A 14064-nucleotide genomic window follows, 5' to 3' on the forward strand; every position below is an offset into this window, starting at 1 on the left:
CGCGGGCGCCGCTGGCCTCGCCAGACGGGTCAGCGGCGATTCTTCCTCGCCTCGCGGGTGCGGCTCAACTGGCGCTCGCGGGCCTTTTCCCGGTCGCTGGCGCCAGCCTGGTTGTCGTAGGGGTTGTTGCCCGAACGGAACTCGAATCGGATTGGCGTACCTCGGACTTTCAGCACCTTGCGGAAGGTGTTGGTGAGGTAGCGTCGGTAGGCTTCCGGCAACGACGAGGTCTGGTTGCCGTGAACGACGATGATCGGCGGGTTGCTGCCCCCCTGGTGGGCCATGCGCAGCTTGATCCGGCGGCCATTGATCATCGGCGGCTGATGCTCGCTGACGGCATCCTGCAGGATCGAGGTCAGCCGGTTGGTCGACCAGTGGCTGTTGGCGCTGTCGAAGGCTTTGTCGACCGACTTGTAGAGGTCGCCGACACCGGTGCCGTGCAGGGCCGAGATGAAGTGCAGCTCGGCGTAGTCGGCAAACCCCAGCCGGCGCTTGATGTCCGAGCGCATCTTGTCGCGGGCTTCCCCTTCCAGGCCATCCCACTTGTTGACCGCCAGCACCAGCGCGCGCCCACTGCTGAGCACGTAGTCGAGCAGGTGCATGTCCTGCTCCACCAGCCCGGTGCGGGCGTCCAGCACCATGATCGCGACGTGGCACTCCTTGATCGCCTCGAGCGTCTTGATGATCGAGAACTTCTCGGCGATCAGGCTGACGTTCTTGCGCCGTCGGACACCTGCGGTATCGACCAGCACGTAAGGCTTGCCGCGCCGCTCGAAAGGCACTTCGATGGCGTCGCGGGTGGTACCGGCCTCGTCGAAAACGACCACGCGTTCCTCGCCCAGCATGCGGTTGACCAGCGTCGACTTGCCGACGTTGGGGCGACCGATGACGCCGATGTGAACGCCGGGATGATAGCCGGCCGGGCCGGCGTTGGGGTCGCGCTCGGGGAACGGCTCCAGCACCTCGTCGATCAGCGTGGTGACGTTGCGCCCGTGGGAGGCGGCGATCGGTCGAGGATCACCCAGGCCGAGCGCCCAGAAATCGGCCATCGCGGTCTGCTCTTCGAGGCCATCGGTCTTGTTCACCACCAGCCAGGTCTTCTTCTGGTTGACGCGCAGGTGGTTGGCGATCGCCTGATCGGCCGGCATCAGCCCGGCACGCCCGTCGACCATGAACAGCACGATATCGGCCTCGTCGATAGCGGTCAGCGACTGCTCCGCCATGGCCGCGTCGATACCCTGCTCGTCACCGCTGATGCCGCCGGTGTCGATCACGGTGTAGGTCTTGTCGCCGAGCTGGCCGCTGCCGTACTTACGGTCGCGGGTCAGGCCGGGGAAATCGGCCACCAGCGCGTCGCGGGTACGTGTCAGGCGATTGAAAAGCGTCGACTTGCCGACGTTGGGTCGGCCAACCAGGGCGATAACGGGGTTCATGGCGATTCGCAAAAAGGCGGTGACAAGGTGGACGGCCGGCGGGAGGGGCTGCGAGGAAGCCCGGTACGACCGCTTGATAGCCGGTCATTCTAGCACGCGAACAGCGGGAAGTCCGAGCCGGGCGGTTCCATTCTTCCCAACGCAATCGGCCCCGCTCAGGCGGGGCCGATTGGGAAAGCGTGGTGCCGGTCAGTTCTGATCGGAGAGCGTCTTCAGGTCGTAGGCAACCAGGGTGCCATCGTTGCCAAGGGCATAGAGACGGCGGTCGCCGGTCAGCAGGGGCAGCGACAGGCCGTCGCCGCCGACGTGGATGCGTCCGCTCATCTCGCCGGTCGAGGCGTCGATGAGATGGATGTAGCCCTGGTAGTCGCCCACCGCAATGTTGCCGTCGACGAACGATGGGGCGGTCAGCGAGCGGCCTTCCAGGGTATCGGAATCCCACATCACACGGCCGGTGTCGGCGTCGATCGCGATCACGTGGCTGGCCGCGTTGACCGTGAACAGGTAGTTGCCGACCACCAATGGCGTCAGGTAGCTGGACTCCTCGTGTTCCCACAGCACCTTGCCGGAGGTGGCTTCCAGCGCCAGCAGGCGGCCGTTGTAGCTGGTCACGAACAGCCGTCCATCCGGGGTCAGTACCGGCTGGCCGTCAAGGTCGACGAGCTGATCGACCTCGGTCCGCCCCTTGGGCACGGCGACGCGCATGTCCCACAGCGGCTGGCCGCTGCGGTTGTCCAGTGTCACCAGGCGGCCGTTGGCGAAGCCGGCGAAGGAGACCGGCTCGATGACCCGGGGGGCGCCGGTACCGCGCAGCGTCAGTGCCGGCTGGGAGCTGGAGTAGACCCATTTTTCGCTGCCGGTCAGGCGGTCGAGGGCGGTGACTGCACCGTCGACGCTCTGGGCCACTACCAGCTCGCTATTGACCTGGGGCGCGGCCAGCACCTCGCTGGAGACTCGCGATTTCCAGTCAATGCTGCCGTCTTGCCGATCCACCGCCAGCACCTCGCCATTGCGAGTGCCGAGGTAGAGACGCCCGCCGTCGGCGCCGATGCCGCTGGAGATGGGCGTTCCCAGCTTGACGTCCCATTGGGTATCGCCGCTATCGGTATCGATCGCCCGCAGATCGCCGGTTTCGTCGACGGCATACAGGGTTCCGTCATCGACGATCGGCGTGAGCGGATAGCGGGCGCGGCCGAGCCCTTCGCCGATGCCCTGGTCCCAGCGCTCCTCGAGGCTGACCTTGGGTGTGAAGTCCTTGAGTTCCTTGGGCGGATATTGCGGTTCGACGCTACCGGCACAACCGGCCAGCAGCGTGGCGGTCAGGCCCAGGGGCAGAAGTAGGTGAGTTAGTTTCATCAGGTGGCGTCCTCCACACCGAGATCGTCTAGCTTGAGCTGAAGGCCGTAGATCGTCTGGTCAGCATCCTGGGCCAGACTTTGCGCCTGTTGATAGGCCTTGCGCGCATCGTCCGGGCGTTCCAGCGCAACGAAGGCGTCGCCGAGGACATTCTGGCGCTGCGCCTCGAGTGCGCCGGGCACGGCGTCCTTCAGGGTCTTCAGCGCCGCGTCCGGGTTGTCGCTGGCGATCTGGAGACGGGCCAGGTCGATGCGCGCCAGGCCCGTCATGTAGGGACGGTCGCTGTCGGCGACGACATCGTCGAGCGCCTGGCGGGCGCGGTCGGTATCGTCGGCACCGATGGCGATCTTGGCTTCCAGCAGGCCGGCCAGGTCGGCGTAGAGCGTGCTGCCATGATCGCTTTGCAGGCCATCCGCCAGAGTGAAGGCCTGTGTCCGCGCGTTGTCGTCGAGCGTGTCGCTGCTGGCGATGGCGATCAGCTGCTGATAGGCGTTGGACGCCTCGGCAGACTGGCCTTCCTCATAGCGCTGCCAGGCATGCCAGCCAAAGACACCGGCGGCGGCGACGGCAATCCCCACCAGCAGCGCGCTGCCGTTCGACTTCCACCACTGTTTGATCGCGTCCAGCTGCTCTTCTTCGGTCCTAAGCTCCGCCACGGGCGGTCTCCTTCTGCGTTCGTCGGCAGTCATGCGGCTGCCGGTACCCGTTCAGGCTTCAGGGGAACTGGCGGTCCAGCCAAGCAATGGCGTCGTCCAGTTCGAGTGTCTGCTGCTCGCCATCCTCGCGCAGCGGCTTGATTGTCAGGCAGCCCTTTTCGATCTCGTCGTCGCCGAGGATCAGCGCTACGCTGGCGCCGCTGCGATCGGCGCGACGAATCTGGCTCTTGAAGCTGCCGCCGCCGCAGTGTACCTGAAGTCGCAGCGCCGGCAGAGCATCGCGCAGGCGCTCGCCGAGTCCTATCGCGTTGCGCTCCGCCGAGTCGCCCATCGCCAGCAGGTAGGCATCGGCGCCACCGTGGGCCTCAGCGGGAATCAGATCGAGCGTATCGAGCAGCAGCATGAGGCGCTCGAGGCCGATGGCGAAGCCGACACCCGGCGTCGGTTTGCCGCCGAGCTGTTCGACCAGGCCGTCGTAGCGCCCGCCGCCGCAGACGGTGCCCTGGCTGCCGAGGGCGGTGGTGGTCCACTCGAACACGGTGCGTGAATAGTAGTCGAGCCCGCGGACCAGCCGGGGGTTGATGCGATAGCCCACGCCGGCGGCATCGAGCGTCGATTTCAACTGCTCGAAATGCTGGCGGGAGGCGTCGTCCAGGTGGTCGAGCAACTGCGGTGCCCCGGCCAGCATCTCGGCCATGGCGGGATTCTTGGAGTCCAGAATCCGCAGCGGATTGGTGGTCAGTCGACGCTGGGAATCCTCATCGAGCACCTCGCGATGGGCCTCGAAATAGGCGACCAGGGAGTCGCGATAGGCGGCGCGGGCTTCCGGCGTGCCCAGCGAATTGAGCTCGAGCGTGACGTGTTCCGTCATGCCGAGCTGGCGCCAGAGGCGAGCGGAGAGCAGGATGATCTCGGCGTCGATATCGGGGCCGGTCATGCCGTAGGCCTCGATGCCGATCTGGTGGAACTGGCGGTAGCGACCCTTCTGCGGGCGCTCGTAGCGGAACATCGGACCCATGTACCAGAGCCGCTGCGTCTGGTTGTGCAACAGGCCATGCTCCATCGCCGCCCGCACCACGGCGGCGGTATTCTCCGGGCGCAGGGTCAGGCTCTCGCCATTGCGGTCGTCGAAGGTGTACATCTCCTTCTCGACCACGTCCGTCGCCTCGCCGATGGAGCGGGCGAACAGGGCGGTCTGTTCGACGATCGGGGTGCGGATCTCGCGATAATCGTAGCGGTCCACCAGCGAGCGCAGCTGGCGCTCGAGATACTGCCACGCGGGCGACCGATCCGGCAGCAGATCGTTCATGCCGCGAATGGCCTGGATTTTGTTGCTCAACTGACACTCCTGCCTATAGCAAAACGCCACAGGCACCCGCCTGGGCGTTCGTCGGTTACTCTCTGATGATGGGCCGCGAGGCGTCAAGCCTCGCGCTCATGCGTGGGAGCTTGGGGACGCTGGATTCACGCCTCGCGGGCAATCAGGGCGTCAGCGCGGCTCTCTTTCTCTTTTGCCTTCTCGCGGATCAGCGCTTCGAGATCGTCGACGAGATGATCGTTACGCAGCTTGCTTGCCGGCTTGCCATCGATGTAGACCAGGTTGGCCGGGCTGCCGCCGGTGAGGCCGATGTCGGTCTCCTTGGCTTCGCCGGGACCATTGACCACGCAGCCGATGACCGAGACGTTCAGCGGCGTCATGATGTCCTCGAGGCGCTCCTCCAGGGCATTCATGGTGGCGATAACGTCGAAATTCTGGCGAGAACAGCTGGGGCAGGCAATGAAGTTGATGCCCTTGGCGCGCAGCTTGAGACTCTTCAGCATGTCGAAGCCGACCTTGATCTCCTCCACCGGATCGGCGGCCAGCGAGACGCGGATGGTATCGCCGATGCCATCCATCAGCAGCATGCCGAGGCCGATGGAGGACTTCACCGTGCCGGAGCGCAGACCGCCGGCCTCGGTGATGCCCAGGTGCAGCGGCTGCTCGATCTGCTTGGCCAGCAGCCGGTAGGCGGCCACGGCCATGAACACGTCGCTGGCCTTGACGCTGACCTTGAAGTCGGGGAAATCGAGCCGGTCGAGATGATCGATGTGGCGCATGGCCGACTCGACCAGCGCCTCCGGGGTCGGTTCGCCATACTTCTTCTGCAGATCCTTCTCCAGCGAGCCGGCGTTGACGCCGATCCGGATCGGGATGCCGTGATGGCGTGCCGCGTCGACCACCGCCCGCACCCGATCCTCGCGCCCGATATTGCCGGGGTTGATGCGCAGGCAGTCGACGCCGAGCTCGGCCACCCGCAGGGCGATCTTGTAATCGAAATGGATATCGGCCACCAGCGGAACGCTGACCTGGCCCTTGATCTTGCCGAAGGCTTCGGCGGCATCCATGTCCGGTACCGAGACGCGCACGATATCGGCGCCGGCCTGTTGAAGGCGCTGGATCTGCGCGACGGTGGCGGCGACGTCGTTGGTGTCGGTGTTGGTCATGCTCTGGACGGCGATCGGGGCGCCGCCTCCGACGGGGACGTCACCGACGTGGATCCGTCGGGAGGCGCGGCGGGTGATCGGAGATGGCATATTCATGGCGCTTCTCAGTCTCCCAGGGTAAAGCGAGCGACGTTGTTGCCGCCCGTGTATTGGCTCAGATCGACCGATTCACCGCGATATCGAAGCGTCACGCCGCTGGCGTTGCCGATAGTCAGCCGGAAGGGGGGATCTCCCTCCGCGCTCGCCTGGCTGCCGGCGGACTGCAGGCCGCTGAAAATTCGGTCGTCGTTGGCATCATATATCTCGGTCCATGACTCTTGGTTGAAAGTCAGGGAGAGCGTGTTGGCGCTGGCCGCGGCTGGCGTTGCCTCGTCATCTGCCGGCGTCGTGGTGGACGCGACCAGATCGTTGGCCGTCGAGCCGACCTGCTGGGCCTGACGTTCGTCACCGCTCGGCGGCGTCGTCTCCGCCGAGGCGGAAACGCCGGTGCCATCGCCCGTTGCACTATCCGTGGCGCCGGCCCCGTCCGTCGAAGCGTCGGTCCCGGCCGCCGGCGTGTCCTGCTGCGTGGGCAGCAGCGGCAGTTGGGTGTCGGTGTTGGGCGTCATCGCCGAGCCGTCCGTCGCCGGCGCAGAAGCGCCAGCGCCCTCGTCGTTGAGACGGTCGACGGCGATCGGGCTGTCGTCGCTGCCGCCACCGAAGATATCGTTGCCCTCGCGGCTCTGCCACCACAGCAGTGTCAGCGAAATCAGGCCGATGATGACCAGCAGTGTGAACAGGCGAAAGATCCAGGCGCCGACTCGGGAAGGCGGGCGGGCGGTATGCACCGGGGCCAGCTTCCGTTCCATGTCGCCGCGGCCGTGCTTGGCATCGTAGGCCCCGACGACCCGGGTCTCGTCGAGTCCCAGCAAGCGTGCGTAGGCACGCACGTAGCCCCGGCGATAGGCGGCGATGGGTACCTGATCGAAGCGATCCTCCTCGAGACCCGCGACGACGATCGGCCTCAGATTCAGCTGCAGCGCGACGTCCTCGAGACTGAGTCCCTGGCGTTCACGCTCGCCTTGGAGCATGTCACCCGCCGTTTCGGAAGCGTGGCCGGGTGCGTCGTGTTGCTTGGTCGATGATTCGTTCATTTCGCTCATTGGCGAAAATCCTTCTGATCTTTTCCCGAGCAGGGCTCGAGTACGGGGTCTGTTGGCCTCAGGCGCCGCTCAACTGCTGGCGGTAAAAGGCAGCACGTGCCGAATCCCCCTGAGCGCTGGCGATCTCGCTGGCCAGGCGCAGGCTGTCGGCGTTGGTGCCAGCCACGGTGAAATAACGCTGCAGGCGTTCCCAGGCAAGTTCGTTGTTACCCTGCGTATGATCGATGCGAGCCAGAGCCAGCAGGCTACGTGCGTCGCGCGCATCGATATCTAGCGCGCGCTCGTAATATTGGCGAGCTGCAGTCGCATCGCCGCTGGCCATCTCGCACTGGCCCAGATTCGCAAAGAGCTGGGCTCGGTTGGTATAGGTAATATCGTCGCTGGCGACACGCAGCTGCTCGCATGCCTTGGCGTACTCGCCGCGCTGATACAGTAGCGCGGCGTAGTTGTTACGGATACGCGTGGCCTTGGGGGCGGCCCCCAGGGCCTGCTGGAAGAACCGATCCGCCAGATCGAGGTCGTTCTGGCGCTGGTAGAGTAGTGCCAGCCCCTCCAGCGCGCCGCTGTCCCGGGGATCCAGATTTAGCGCATGCTCGAGAGCCTGCTGCGCGCGCGGCATGTTGCCCTCGGCGAGATAGGCCTTGCCAAGTCTCGTGTAGGCCGCGGCCGCATCCTCCGGGCTATCCTGTCTGGGGCCGTTCGACGACACCGCTGTGGCGCAGCCGCCCAACAGACACACCAATCCCAGCGCGATACATAGCGGCCGTATCGAAAAGGGACGAGATTGGCGAGTCATTCACGGCTCTCCCACGTTTACGGGATGGCGACAATCCGAAGGTCGAATCCCGAGCAACTGATAACAAAGCGGTTTTGGGGCTCCCATCAAAGCGCCGGACCGGAGCGAAGTCAAGGCGACGCCCGTTCGACGCCAGGCCGATCGGAGGGCGCCCGATCGTCTCGGGCGAGCTGGCCTTGCCGCTGAGCGCGACAATTCAGTCGGCGTCCAGCTGGATCGACTGGATGTAGCGCTCGTGGCGCTTGGTGCGATCCTTGACCTTGCCCACCAGCTGGCCGCACGCGGCATCGATGTCGTCGCCACGGGTCGTGCGTACCATCGCGGTGTGGCCGAGCTCGTAGAGCCAGCTCTGGAAGCGCATGACCTGATTGCGCGACGGCTTCTCGTACCCCGAGTGGGGGAACGGGTTGAAAGGAATGAGGTTGATCTTGCACGGCAGTTCGTCGAGCAGTGCGACGAGCTCCTGCGCATGGACCTGCTGATCGTTGACGTCCTTGATCAGGGTGTACTCGATCGTGATGTGACGCGCGTCGCCGCACTTGGCGAGATAGCGCTGACATGAATCGAGCAGCTTGCGGATGTTGTACTTGCGATTGAGCGGTACCAGTTCGTTGCGCAACTCGTCGTTGGCCGCGTGCAACGAAATGGCGAGGCTCACGTCGATGTCGTCGCCCAGCTTGTCGATCATCGGTACCACGCCGGAGGTGGAGAGCGTCACCCGGCGCTTGGACAGACCGTAGGCGTTGTCGTCGAGCATTAGCTTCATCGACGGCACCACGTTGTCGTAATTGAGCAGCGGCTCGCCCATCCCCATCATCACCACGTTGGTGATGGCACGTCGTCCATCCGGTGCACTCATGCGACCGCCGGCCCGCTGTTGGGCGACCCACACCTGGCCGATGATCTCGGCGCTGGTCAGGTTGCGCTGGAAGCCCTGCTTGCCGGTGGAGCAGAAGCTGCAGTCCAGCGAGCAGCCGACCTGCGACGACACGCAGAGCGTGCGGCGCGTGCCGCTATCGGCCGGAATCAGCACGGTTTCGACATAGCTGCCATCCTCGACCTCGAGCACCCACTTGCGGGTGCCGTCGCTGGAGGTCCCTTCGTAGACCACGCTCGGGCCACGGATCTCGGCGTGTTCCTCCAGTCGGGCACGCAACGGCTTGGAGAGGTTGGTCATCGACTCGAAGTCGTCGCAACCTTCCTGATGGATCCATTTCATGACCTGGGCGGCGCGAAACTTCTTCTCGCCCAGAGAGACGAAGAACGCCTCCATCTGCTCGCGAGAGAGCCCCAGGAGATTGGTGCGGGGGGTGGCGGTAGCAGCGCTCATAGCAACGGCATCGGCTCGAGAGTGGCGGGGTGTCCGGAGACAGGGGTGGCCGACCGGCGGGAGAGGCCGGTCGGTCGACGAATCAGCTGCGCGGGCAGAGTTCGTTATCCTGGAAAAAATAGCTGATCTCGCGCGCGGCGGACTCCGGTGCATCGGAACCGTGCGCGGCATTGGCGTCGATGGACGATGCGAAATCGGCGCGAATGGTACCCGGTGCGGCTTCCTTCGGGTTGGTGGCGCCCATCAGCTCGCGGTTCTTGGCGATCGCGCCCTCGCCTTCGAGGACCTGGACCATCACCGGGCCGGAGGTCATGAAGCTGACCAGGTCGGCGAAGAAGCCCCGCTCCTTGTGCTCGGCGTAGAAGCCTTCGGCCTGCTCCTTGGAGAGATGGAGCATCTTGGCGCCAACGATCTGCAGTCCGGCTTTCTCGAAGCGGCTGTAGATGTCGCCGATCACGTTCTTGGCAACGGCATCGGGCTTGATGATGGAAAGCGTACGCTCGGTGGCCATGACTTCGGTCTCCTGGCTGTGGTGAATCGATCGCGATCATCGCGAACGAAAAAAGGGGTGAAGATGCGAGACGACGCGCCTCCAACCGATCGTGTCGTTAGATGGCGCGCCGTCCGAAATCGTCGCTGGCCGGGGTGGCGGATGCCTGCGGGTACCGCGCGCCAGCCGAAAAATCGCGCCATTGTAGCGCAAGCCCGCGGGCTACGCATCCCGGCCGTCACCGCGCCTGGGCCACGGCGGCCGGGATGCGGGGGAGGTCAGACGTTGAAGCTTTCGCCACAGCCGCATTCGTCGGTCACATTGGGATTGTTGAAGCGGAAGAAGCGGTTGAGTCCTTCACTGACGTAGTCGACTTCGGTGCCGTCGAGAATCGCCAGCGCGTCCTTGTCCACCAGCACCTTGACTCCGCGCTCCTCGAACGCGACATCTCCGTCGCGCAGGTCGTCGGCGATATCGAGCACGTAACTGTAGCCGGAGCAGCCGCTCGGCTTGACCGCTACCCGCAGCCCCAGGCCGCTGCCACGCTCCTCAAGGACGTGACGGATCTGGGTGGCGGCGGATTCACTGATGGTGATGTTCTGCATGCTATCTCTCCTTGCCAAACGGGAGTGGCGCAGACGCCACTCCCCTAGCGATGATTCAGGGCGGCGGGTTGCGACGGTTGACGCAATCCGCTCAGGGCACGGCGTATGTCGGCCACGGCCGCATCGATCTCGTCGATGGTGGTGAACCGGCCAAAGCTGAAGCGGATCGAGGCGAGCGCCTGGATGTGGGGCACGCCGATCCCCTTGAGTACGTAGGAGGGCTCCACGCTGGCCGAGTTGCAGGCCGACCCGGTGGAGACCGCGAGTCCGCGCAGCGCCATCAGCAACGATTCACCGTCGACCCCGTCGAAGGCGAGATTGACGATGTTGGGCACGGAGCGATCCTGCGGCGAGTGGTTGTGGATGCCGCCACAGTCGGCCAGCCCATCGAGGAACCGCAGACGCAGCGCACGGGCGTGCTCGCCGTCGGCATCGCCCTCGTCACGTGCCAGCGCGAAGGCCTCGCCCATGCCCACGATCTGATGCGTAGGCAGGGTGCCGGAGCGCATGCCACGCTCGTGACCGCCGCCGTGGATCAGCGCCTCGATGCGCAGATCCGGGTCGCGGCGCACGTAGAGGGCGCCGATGCCCTTGGGGCCGTATACCTTGTGCGCCGATAGTGACATCAGGTCGATCCCCATCGCGCCCACATCCAGCGACAGTCGCCCGGTGGCCTGGGCGGCATCGACGTGAAAGCGCGCACCGAACTCGTGGGCAACGGCCGCCAGGCCGGTGAGGTCGTTGACGCTGCCCAGTTCGTTGTTGACCGCCATCAGCGAGACCAGCACGGTGTCGTCGCGCATCGCCTCGCGCAGCTGCGCAGGCGTGACCCGGCCATCCTCTCCCGGGGTCAGCCAGGTGACCTCGAAGCCTTCCGTTTCCAGCGCGACCGCGGTATCCACGATCGCCTTGTGTTCGATGATCGAGGTCACCATGTGGCGACCGCGGCCGCGGTTGGCCCGCATGAAACCGGTCAGCGCCAGATTGTCCGCCTCGGTGGCGCCGGAGGTCCAGACGATCTCTCGCGGGTCCGCGGCGATCAGGTCGGCGACCTGGCGGCGGGCGTTCTCCACCGCCTGTTCGGCCAGCCATCCGGGCATGTGGCTACGCGACGCCGGGTTGGCGAAGACCCCGTCCAGCGTTAGATGACGCATCATCTGCTCGGCCACCCTTGGATCGGTAGGGGTGGTGGCAGCGTAATCGAGATAAATCGGAGCGCTCATGGCACGGAAGATCTCTGGCTATCGGTCGAAATGGAGTTGGGCACGCTACGCCGAAGTGTAGTCGCTGGATGACCTGACTAGCGCGACGACACGGCAATCGTGGCGACGTCGTCGGCGAAAGCGCTCACCTCGGGTTCGGGGCGAGTGGCGCTGCGAGCCTGTTCCCGGCGTACCAGCTCCTGCAGGCTGATGTCACTCAGGAAACGCTGGATCTCGTCCGACAGGTCGCACCACAGGTGATGCGTGATGCACTTGCTGCCCTGATGGCAATCCGCCTGGCCTTGGCAGCGAGTGGCGTCCACCGACTCGTTGACCGCATCGATCACGCCCGCCACGGAAATCTCCGCCGGGGCGCGACCCAGCAGGTAGCCACCGCCCGGACCGCGCACGCTGCTGACGAGCTTGGCGCGTCGCAGACGGGCGAACAGCTGCTCCAGGTAGGAGAGCGAGATGTCCTGGCGCTTGGAAATGTCCGCCAGACATACCGGCCCCTGATCGGCATTGAGGGCCAGATCGAGCATGGCGGTCACGGCATAGCGGCCTTTGGTGGTCAAACGCATCGGCGGGTATCGGCTGTCGCTGCATCGGTGCCGGCATTATGGAAAAACCCAGTAAGACGGTCAACCATTCAGGTGAGGGTGGCCGAGCACCGCGCGGCCACCGGATCGATCTCGTGCGGCGGGATCAGGAGCGGTCGCGCAGGCGCTTGTCGATCGTACCGAGGATGCCGCGCAGGATGTTCATCTCCATCGAATCGAGATGGGCGCGCAGGAACAGCCGGCGCAGGCGTGCCATCAACTGGCGGGGATTGTCCGGGTCGTGAAACTCGATCGCCGTCAGCGTGCGCTCGAGATGCACGAAGAAGCGCTCGAGATCGGCGTGGGTCGCCGGCGGGTTGTCCCACGCGACGCCGAAGGGCTGATCCGTCTCGCTGGCCGACGGCGGGGCGGCCTCCTCGGTGGCCAGATAGGCCTGGCGGCATTCGTAGGCGAGCACCTGTACGGCCGCGGCCAGGTTCAACGAGCTGAAATCGGGGTTGGTCGGGATGTGCACGTGCTGATGGCAGCGCTGCAGCTCGGCGTTGGTCAGCCCGGTATCCTCGCGACCGAACACCAGCGCGAGGCGGGCGCCATCGGGGGCCAGCGCTTGCGGCAGACTCTCCGCCAGGGCCCGTGGGCTGACCATCGGCCAGGGTAGATGGCGCGAGCGCGCACTGGCGCCGACCACCAGGGTGCAGTCGGCGACCGCCGCTTCGAGCGCGTCGAATTGTCGCGCGGCATCGACCAGGGTATTGGCGCCGGAGGCTCGCGAGTACGCTTCCTGGTCCTTGGGATCGCAACGTGGGGTGACCAGGGCAAGGTCTTCGAGGCCCATGTTGCGCATGGCGCGTGCGGCGGCACCGATATTGCCGGGGTGGCTGGTACCAATGAGGACGATACGGATTCGGTCGAGCATAGGGAAGGCGGACATCAGGCAGTGTGGGCAACCGGGGAAAACGCGCAGTCTAGCATGACTGGAGAGGCACGCTTCTGCTAGACTGCGCGGCGTTCTTTAACAGCTTCCGACACCCCAAGGCCAGATCCATGCATCCGATGGTTCAATATGCGCTGCGTGCCGCTCGCAGCGCCGCTGAGCAATTCGTTCGTATCCGTGACCGTCTCGAGGTCAACCATGACGAGCAGGCGACCGTCAGTCTGCTCGAGGACACGGCACGCAATGCGGAGACGCTGATCGTGCATCAGCTCACCCGCGGTTATCCGCAGCACGGTATTTCTGGACGCTATACCCCGTATCGCGAGGGGAAGGGCGCCGACAAGGAGACCGTGTGGCACATCGAGCCGATCCACGGCGAGTCCAATCTCGGTGTGGCGAGTCGGCAGTTCGCGATTTCGATGGTGTGCCTGGTCAAGGGGCGTCCGGAACACGCGGTGATCGTATCGCCGTTCAGCGATGACGAGTTCCTGATCAGTCGCGGTCGCGGCGCCCAGGGCAACGGCAAGCGCCTGCGCGCTTCCAAGGCGGTTTCCGTCACCGGTGCCAGAGTTGCGATGGCCTGGCCGTCCCAGGAAGCCCGCTCGCACTGGTTGCCGCAATATCTCAACGTGGTCGAACGGCTCGGCCCGCAGCTCGATACCCTGACCGGCTCCGGCTGTGCCTTGCTCGACATGATCGAATTCGCCGCCGGCCGCGCCGATGCGGTATTCGTGCTCGGTCTCGCAGAGCAGGACCGCCTGGTCGGTTCGCTGCTGCTGAAGGAAGCCGGTGCCTTGACAGGCGCCATCGACGGCTCGCCCAGCGTCGAGGATGGCGGCAGCCTGATGGCCGCCGGCCCGCGCCTCTACAAGGCGTTGGCACAGCAGTTGAAAGCGGGCGTCTGAGGCCGGCTCCTGGGCCCCAGTCTCAGGATCCCTGAGGTGAGGCCCTTGTCAACTAGAGACACCCCGCCGGTTCTGCCGGCGGGGTGTCTCTGTTTTCGGCCCCTGTTTTCAGCTCGTGTCTTCAGTGCATTTGTTTGTGCCCGGCTTCTGGATGGCGTATCTACGCTGCGC

Annotated in this window: 14 protein-coding genes; 1 reads left to right on the plus strand and 13 read right to left on the minus strand. The window is 65.3% G+C overall.

The window, feature by feature from the left end; all coding sequences use genetic code 11:
- Nucleotides 1-29: 29 nt before the first annotated feature.
- From der to DOM56_RS08385, 13 genes are all read right to left on the minus strand, one after another.
- A complete protein-coding gene (gene der, locus DOM56_RS08325; protein ID WP_110708338.1) occupies nt 30-1433 on the minus strand; it encodes a ribosome biogenesis GTPase Der in 1404 nt (467 codons plus the stop codon).
- A gap of 189 nt (nt 1434-1622) precedes the next feature.
- Entirely contained in the window at nt 1623-2789 is a 1167-nt protein-coding gene (gene bamB, locus DOM56_RS08330; RefSeq protein WP_110708339.1) for an outer membrane protein assembly factor BamB, read from the minus strand.
- Complete coding sequence (locus DOM56_RS08335) at nt 2789-3445, minus strand: tetratricopeptide repeat protein (protein ID WP_110708340.1); 657 nt, start codon at nt 3443-3445, stop codon at nt 2789-2791. Before DOM56_RS08335 ends, bamB begins: the two co-directional genes overlap by 1 nt.
- 58 nt (nt 3446-3503) lie before the next feature.
- A complete protein-coding gene (gene hisS, locus DOM56_RS08340) occupies nt 3504-4784 on the minus strand; it encodes a histidine--tRNA ligase (RefSeq protein ID WP_110708341.1) in 1281 nt (426 codons plus the stop codon).
- A gap of 125 nt (nt 4785-4909) precedes the next feature.
- On the minus strand, nt 4910-6025 hold the full coding sequence (gene ispG, locus DOM56_RS08345) for a flavodoxin-dependent (E)-4-hydroxy-3-methylbut-2-enyl-diphosphate synthase (RefSeq protein WP_110708342.1): 1116 nt from the start codon (nt 6023-6025) through the stop codon (nt 4910-4912).
- Nucleotides 6026-6033: 8 nt separating this feature from the next.
- Nucleotides 6034-7071 carry a RodZ domain-containing protein gene (locus DOM56_RS08350; protein ID WP_110708343.1) on the minus strand — a complete coding sequence of 346 codons (1038 nt, stop codon included), beginning with the start codon at nt 7069-7071 and terminating at the stop codon, nt 6034-6036.
- A gap of 58 nt (nt 7072-7129) precedes the next feature.
- Nucleotides 7130-7867 (minus strand): type IV pilus biogenesis/stability protein PilW, encoded by a 738-nt coding sequence (gene pilW, locus DOM56_RS08355; protein ID WP_110708344.1) that lies wholly within the window; start codon nt 7865-7867, stop codon nt 7130-7132.
- A gap of 196 nt (nt 7868-8063) precedes the next feature.
- Nucleotides 8064-9197 (minus strand): 23S rRNA (adenine(2503)-C(2))-methyltransferase RlmN, encoded by a 1134-nt coding sequence (gene rlmN, locus DOM56_RS08360; protein ID WP_110598473.1) that lies wholly within the window; start codon nt 9195-9197, stop codon nt 8064-8066.
- Nucleotides 9198-9279: 82 nt separating this feature from the next.
- Entirely contained in the window at nt 9280-9708 is a 429-nt protein-coding gene (gene ndk / locus DOM56_RS08365; protein WP_110598472.1) for a nucleoside-diphosphate kinase, read from the minus strand.
- A gap of 257 nt (nt 9709-9965) precedes the next feature.
- Nucleotides 9966-10292, minus strand: a complete 327-nt coding sequence (locus DOM56_RS08370; RefSeq protein ID WP_110598471.1) for an iron-sulfur cluster assembly accessory protein — start codon at nt 10290-10292, stop codon at nt 9966-9968.
- Nucleotides 10293-10336: 44 nt separating this feature from the next.
- Nucleotides 10337-11515: an aminotransferase class V-fold PLP-dependent enzyme gene (locus tag DOM56_RS08375; RefSeq protein WP_110708345.1), complete on the minus strand. Its 1179-nt coding sequence runs from the start codon at nt 11513-11515 to the stop codon at nt 10337-10339.
- 77 nt (nt 11516-11592) lie between these two features.
- Nucleotides 11593-12075, minus strand: coding sequence for a Fe-S cluster assembly transcriptional regulator IscR (gene iscR / locus DOM56_RS08380; RefSeq protein WP_110708346.1), 483 nt, complete (start codon nt 12073-12075; stop codon nt 11593-11595).
- A gap of 124 nt (nt 12076-12199) precedes the next feature.
- Nucleotides 12200-12970, minus strand: coding sequence for an RNA methyltransferase (locus DOM56_RS08385; RefSeq protein ID WP_110708347.1), 771 nt, complete (start codon nt 12968-12970; stop codon nt 12200-12202).
- A gap of 128 nt (nt 12971-13098) precedes the next feature.
- Here DOM56_RS08385 and DOM56_RS08390 point away from each other — a divergent pair, with 128 nt between their 5' ends.
- The gene (locus DOM56_RS08390; protein WP_110708348.1) at nt 13099-13893 is read left to right on the plus strand and encodes an inositol monophosphatase family protein; all 795 of its coding nucleotides are present in this window, start codon (nt 13099-13101) and stop codon (nt 13891-13893) included.
- The last annotated feature ends 171 nt before the right edge of the window (nt 13894-14064 follow it).

Origin of the sequence: Salinicola sp. CR57 (assembly GCF_003206585.1) — a bacterium.
Lineage (GTDB): Bacteria > Pseudomonadota > Gammaproteobacteria > Pseudomonadales > Halomonadaceae > Salinicola > Salinicola lusitanus.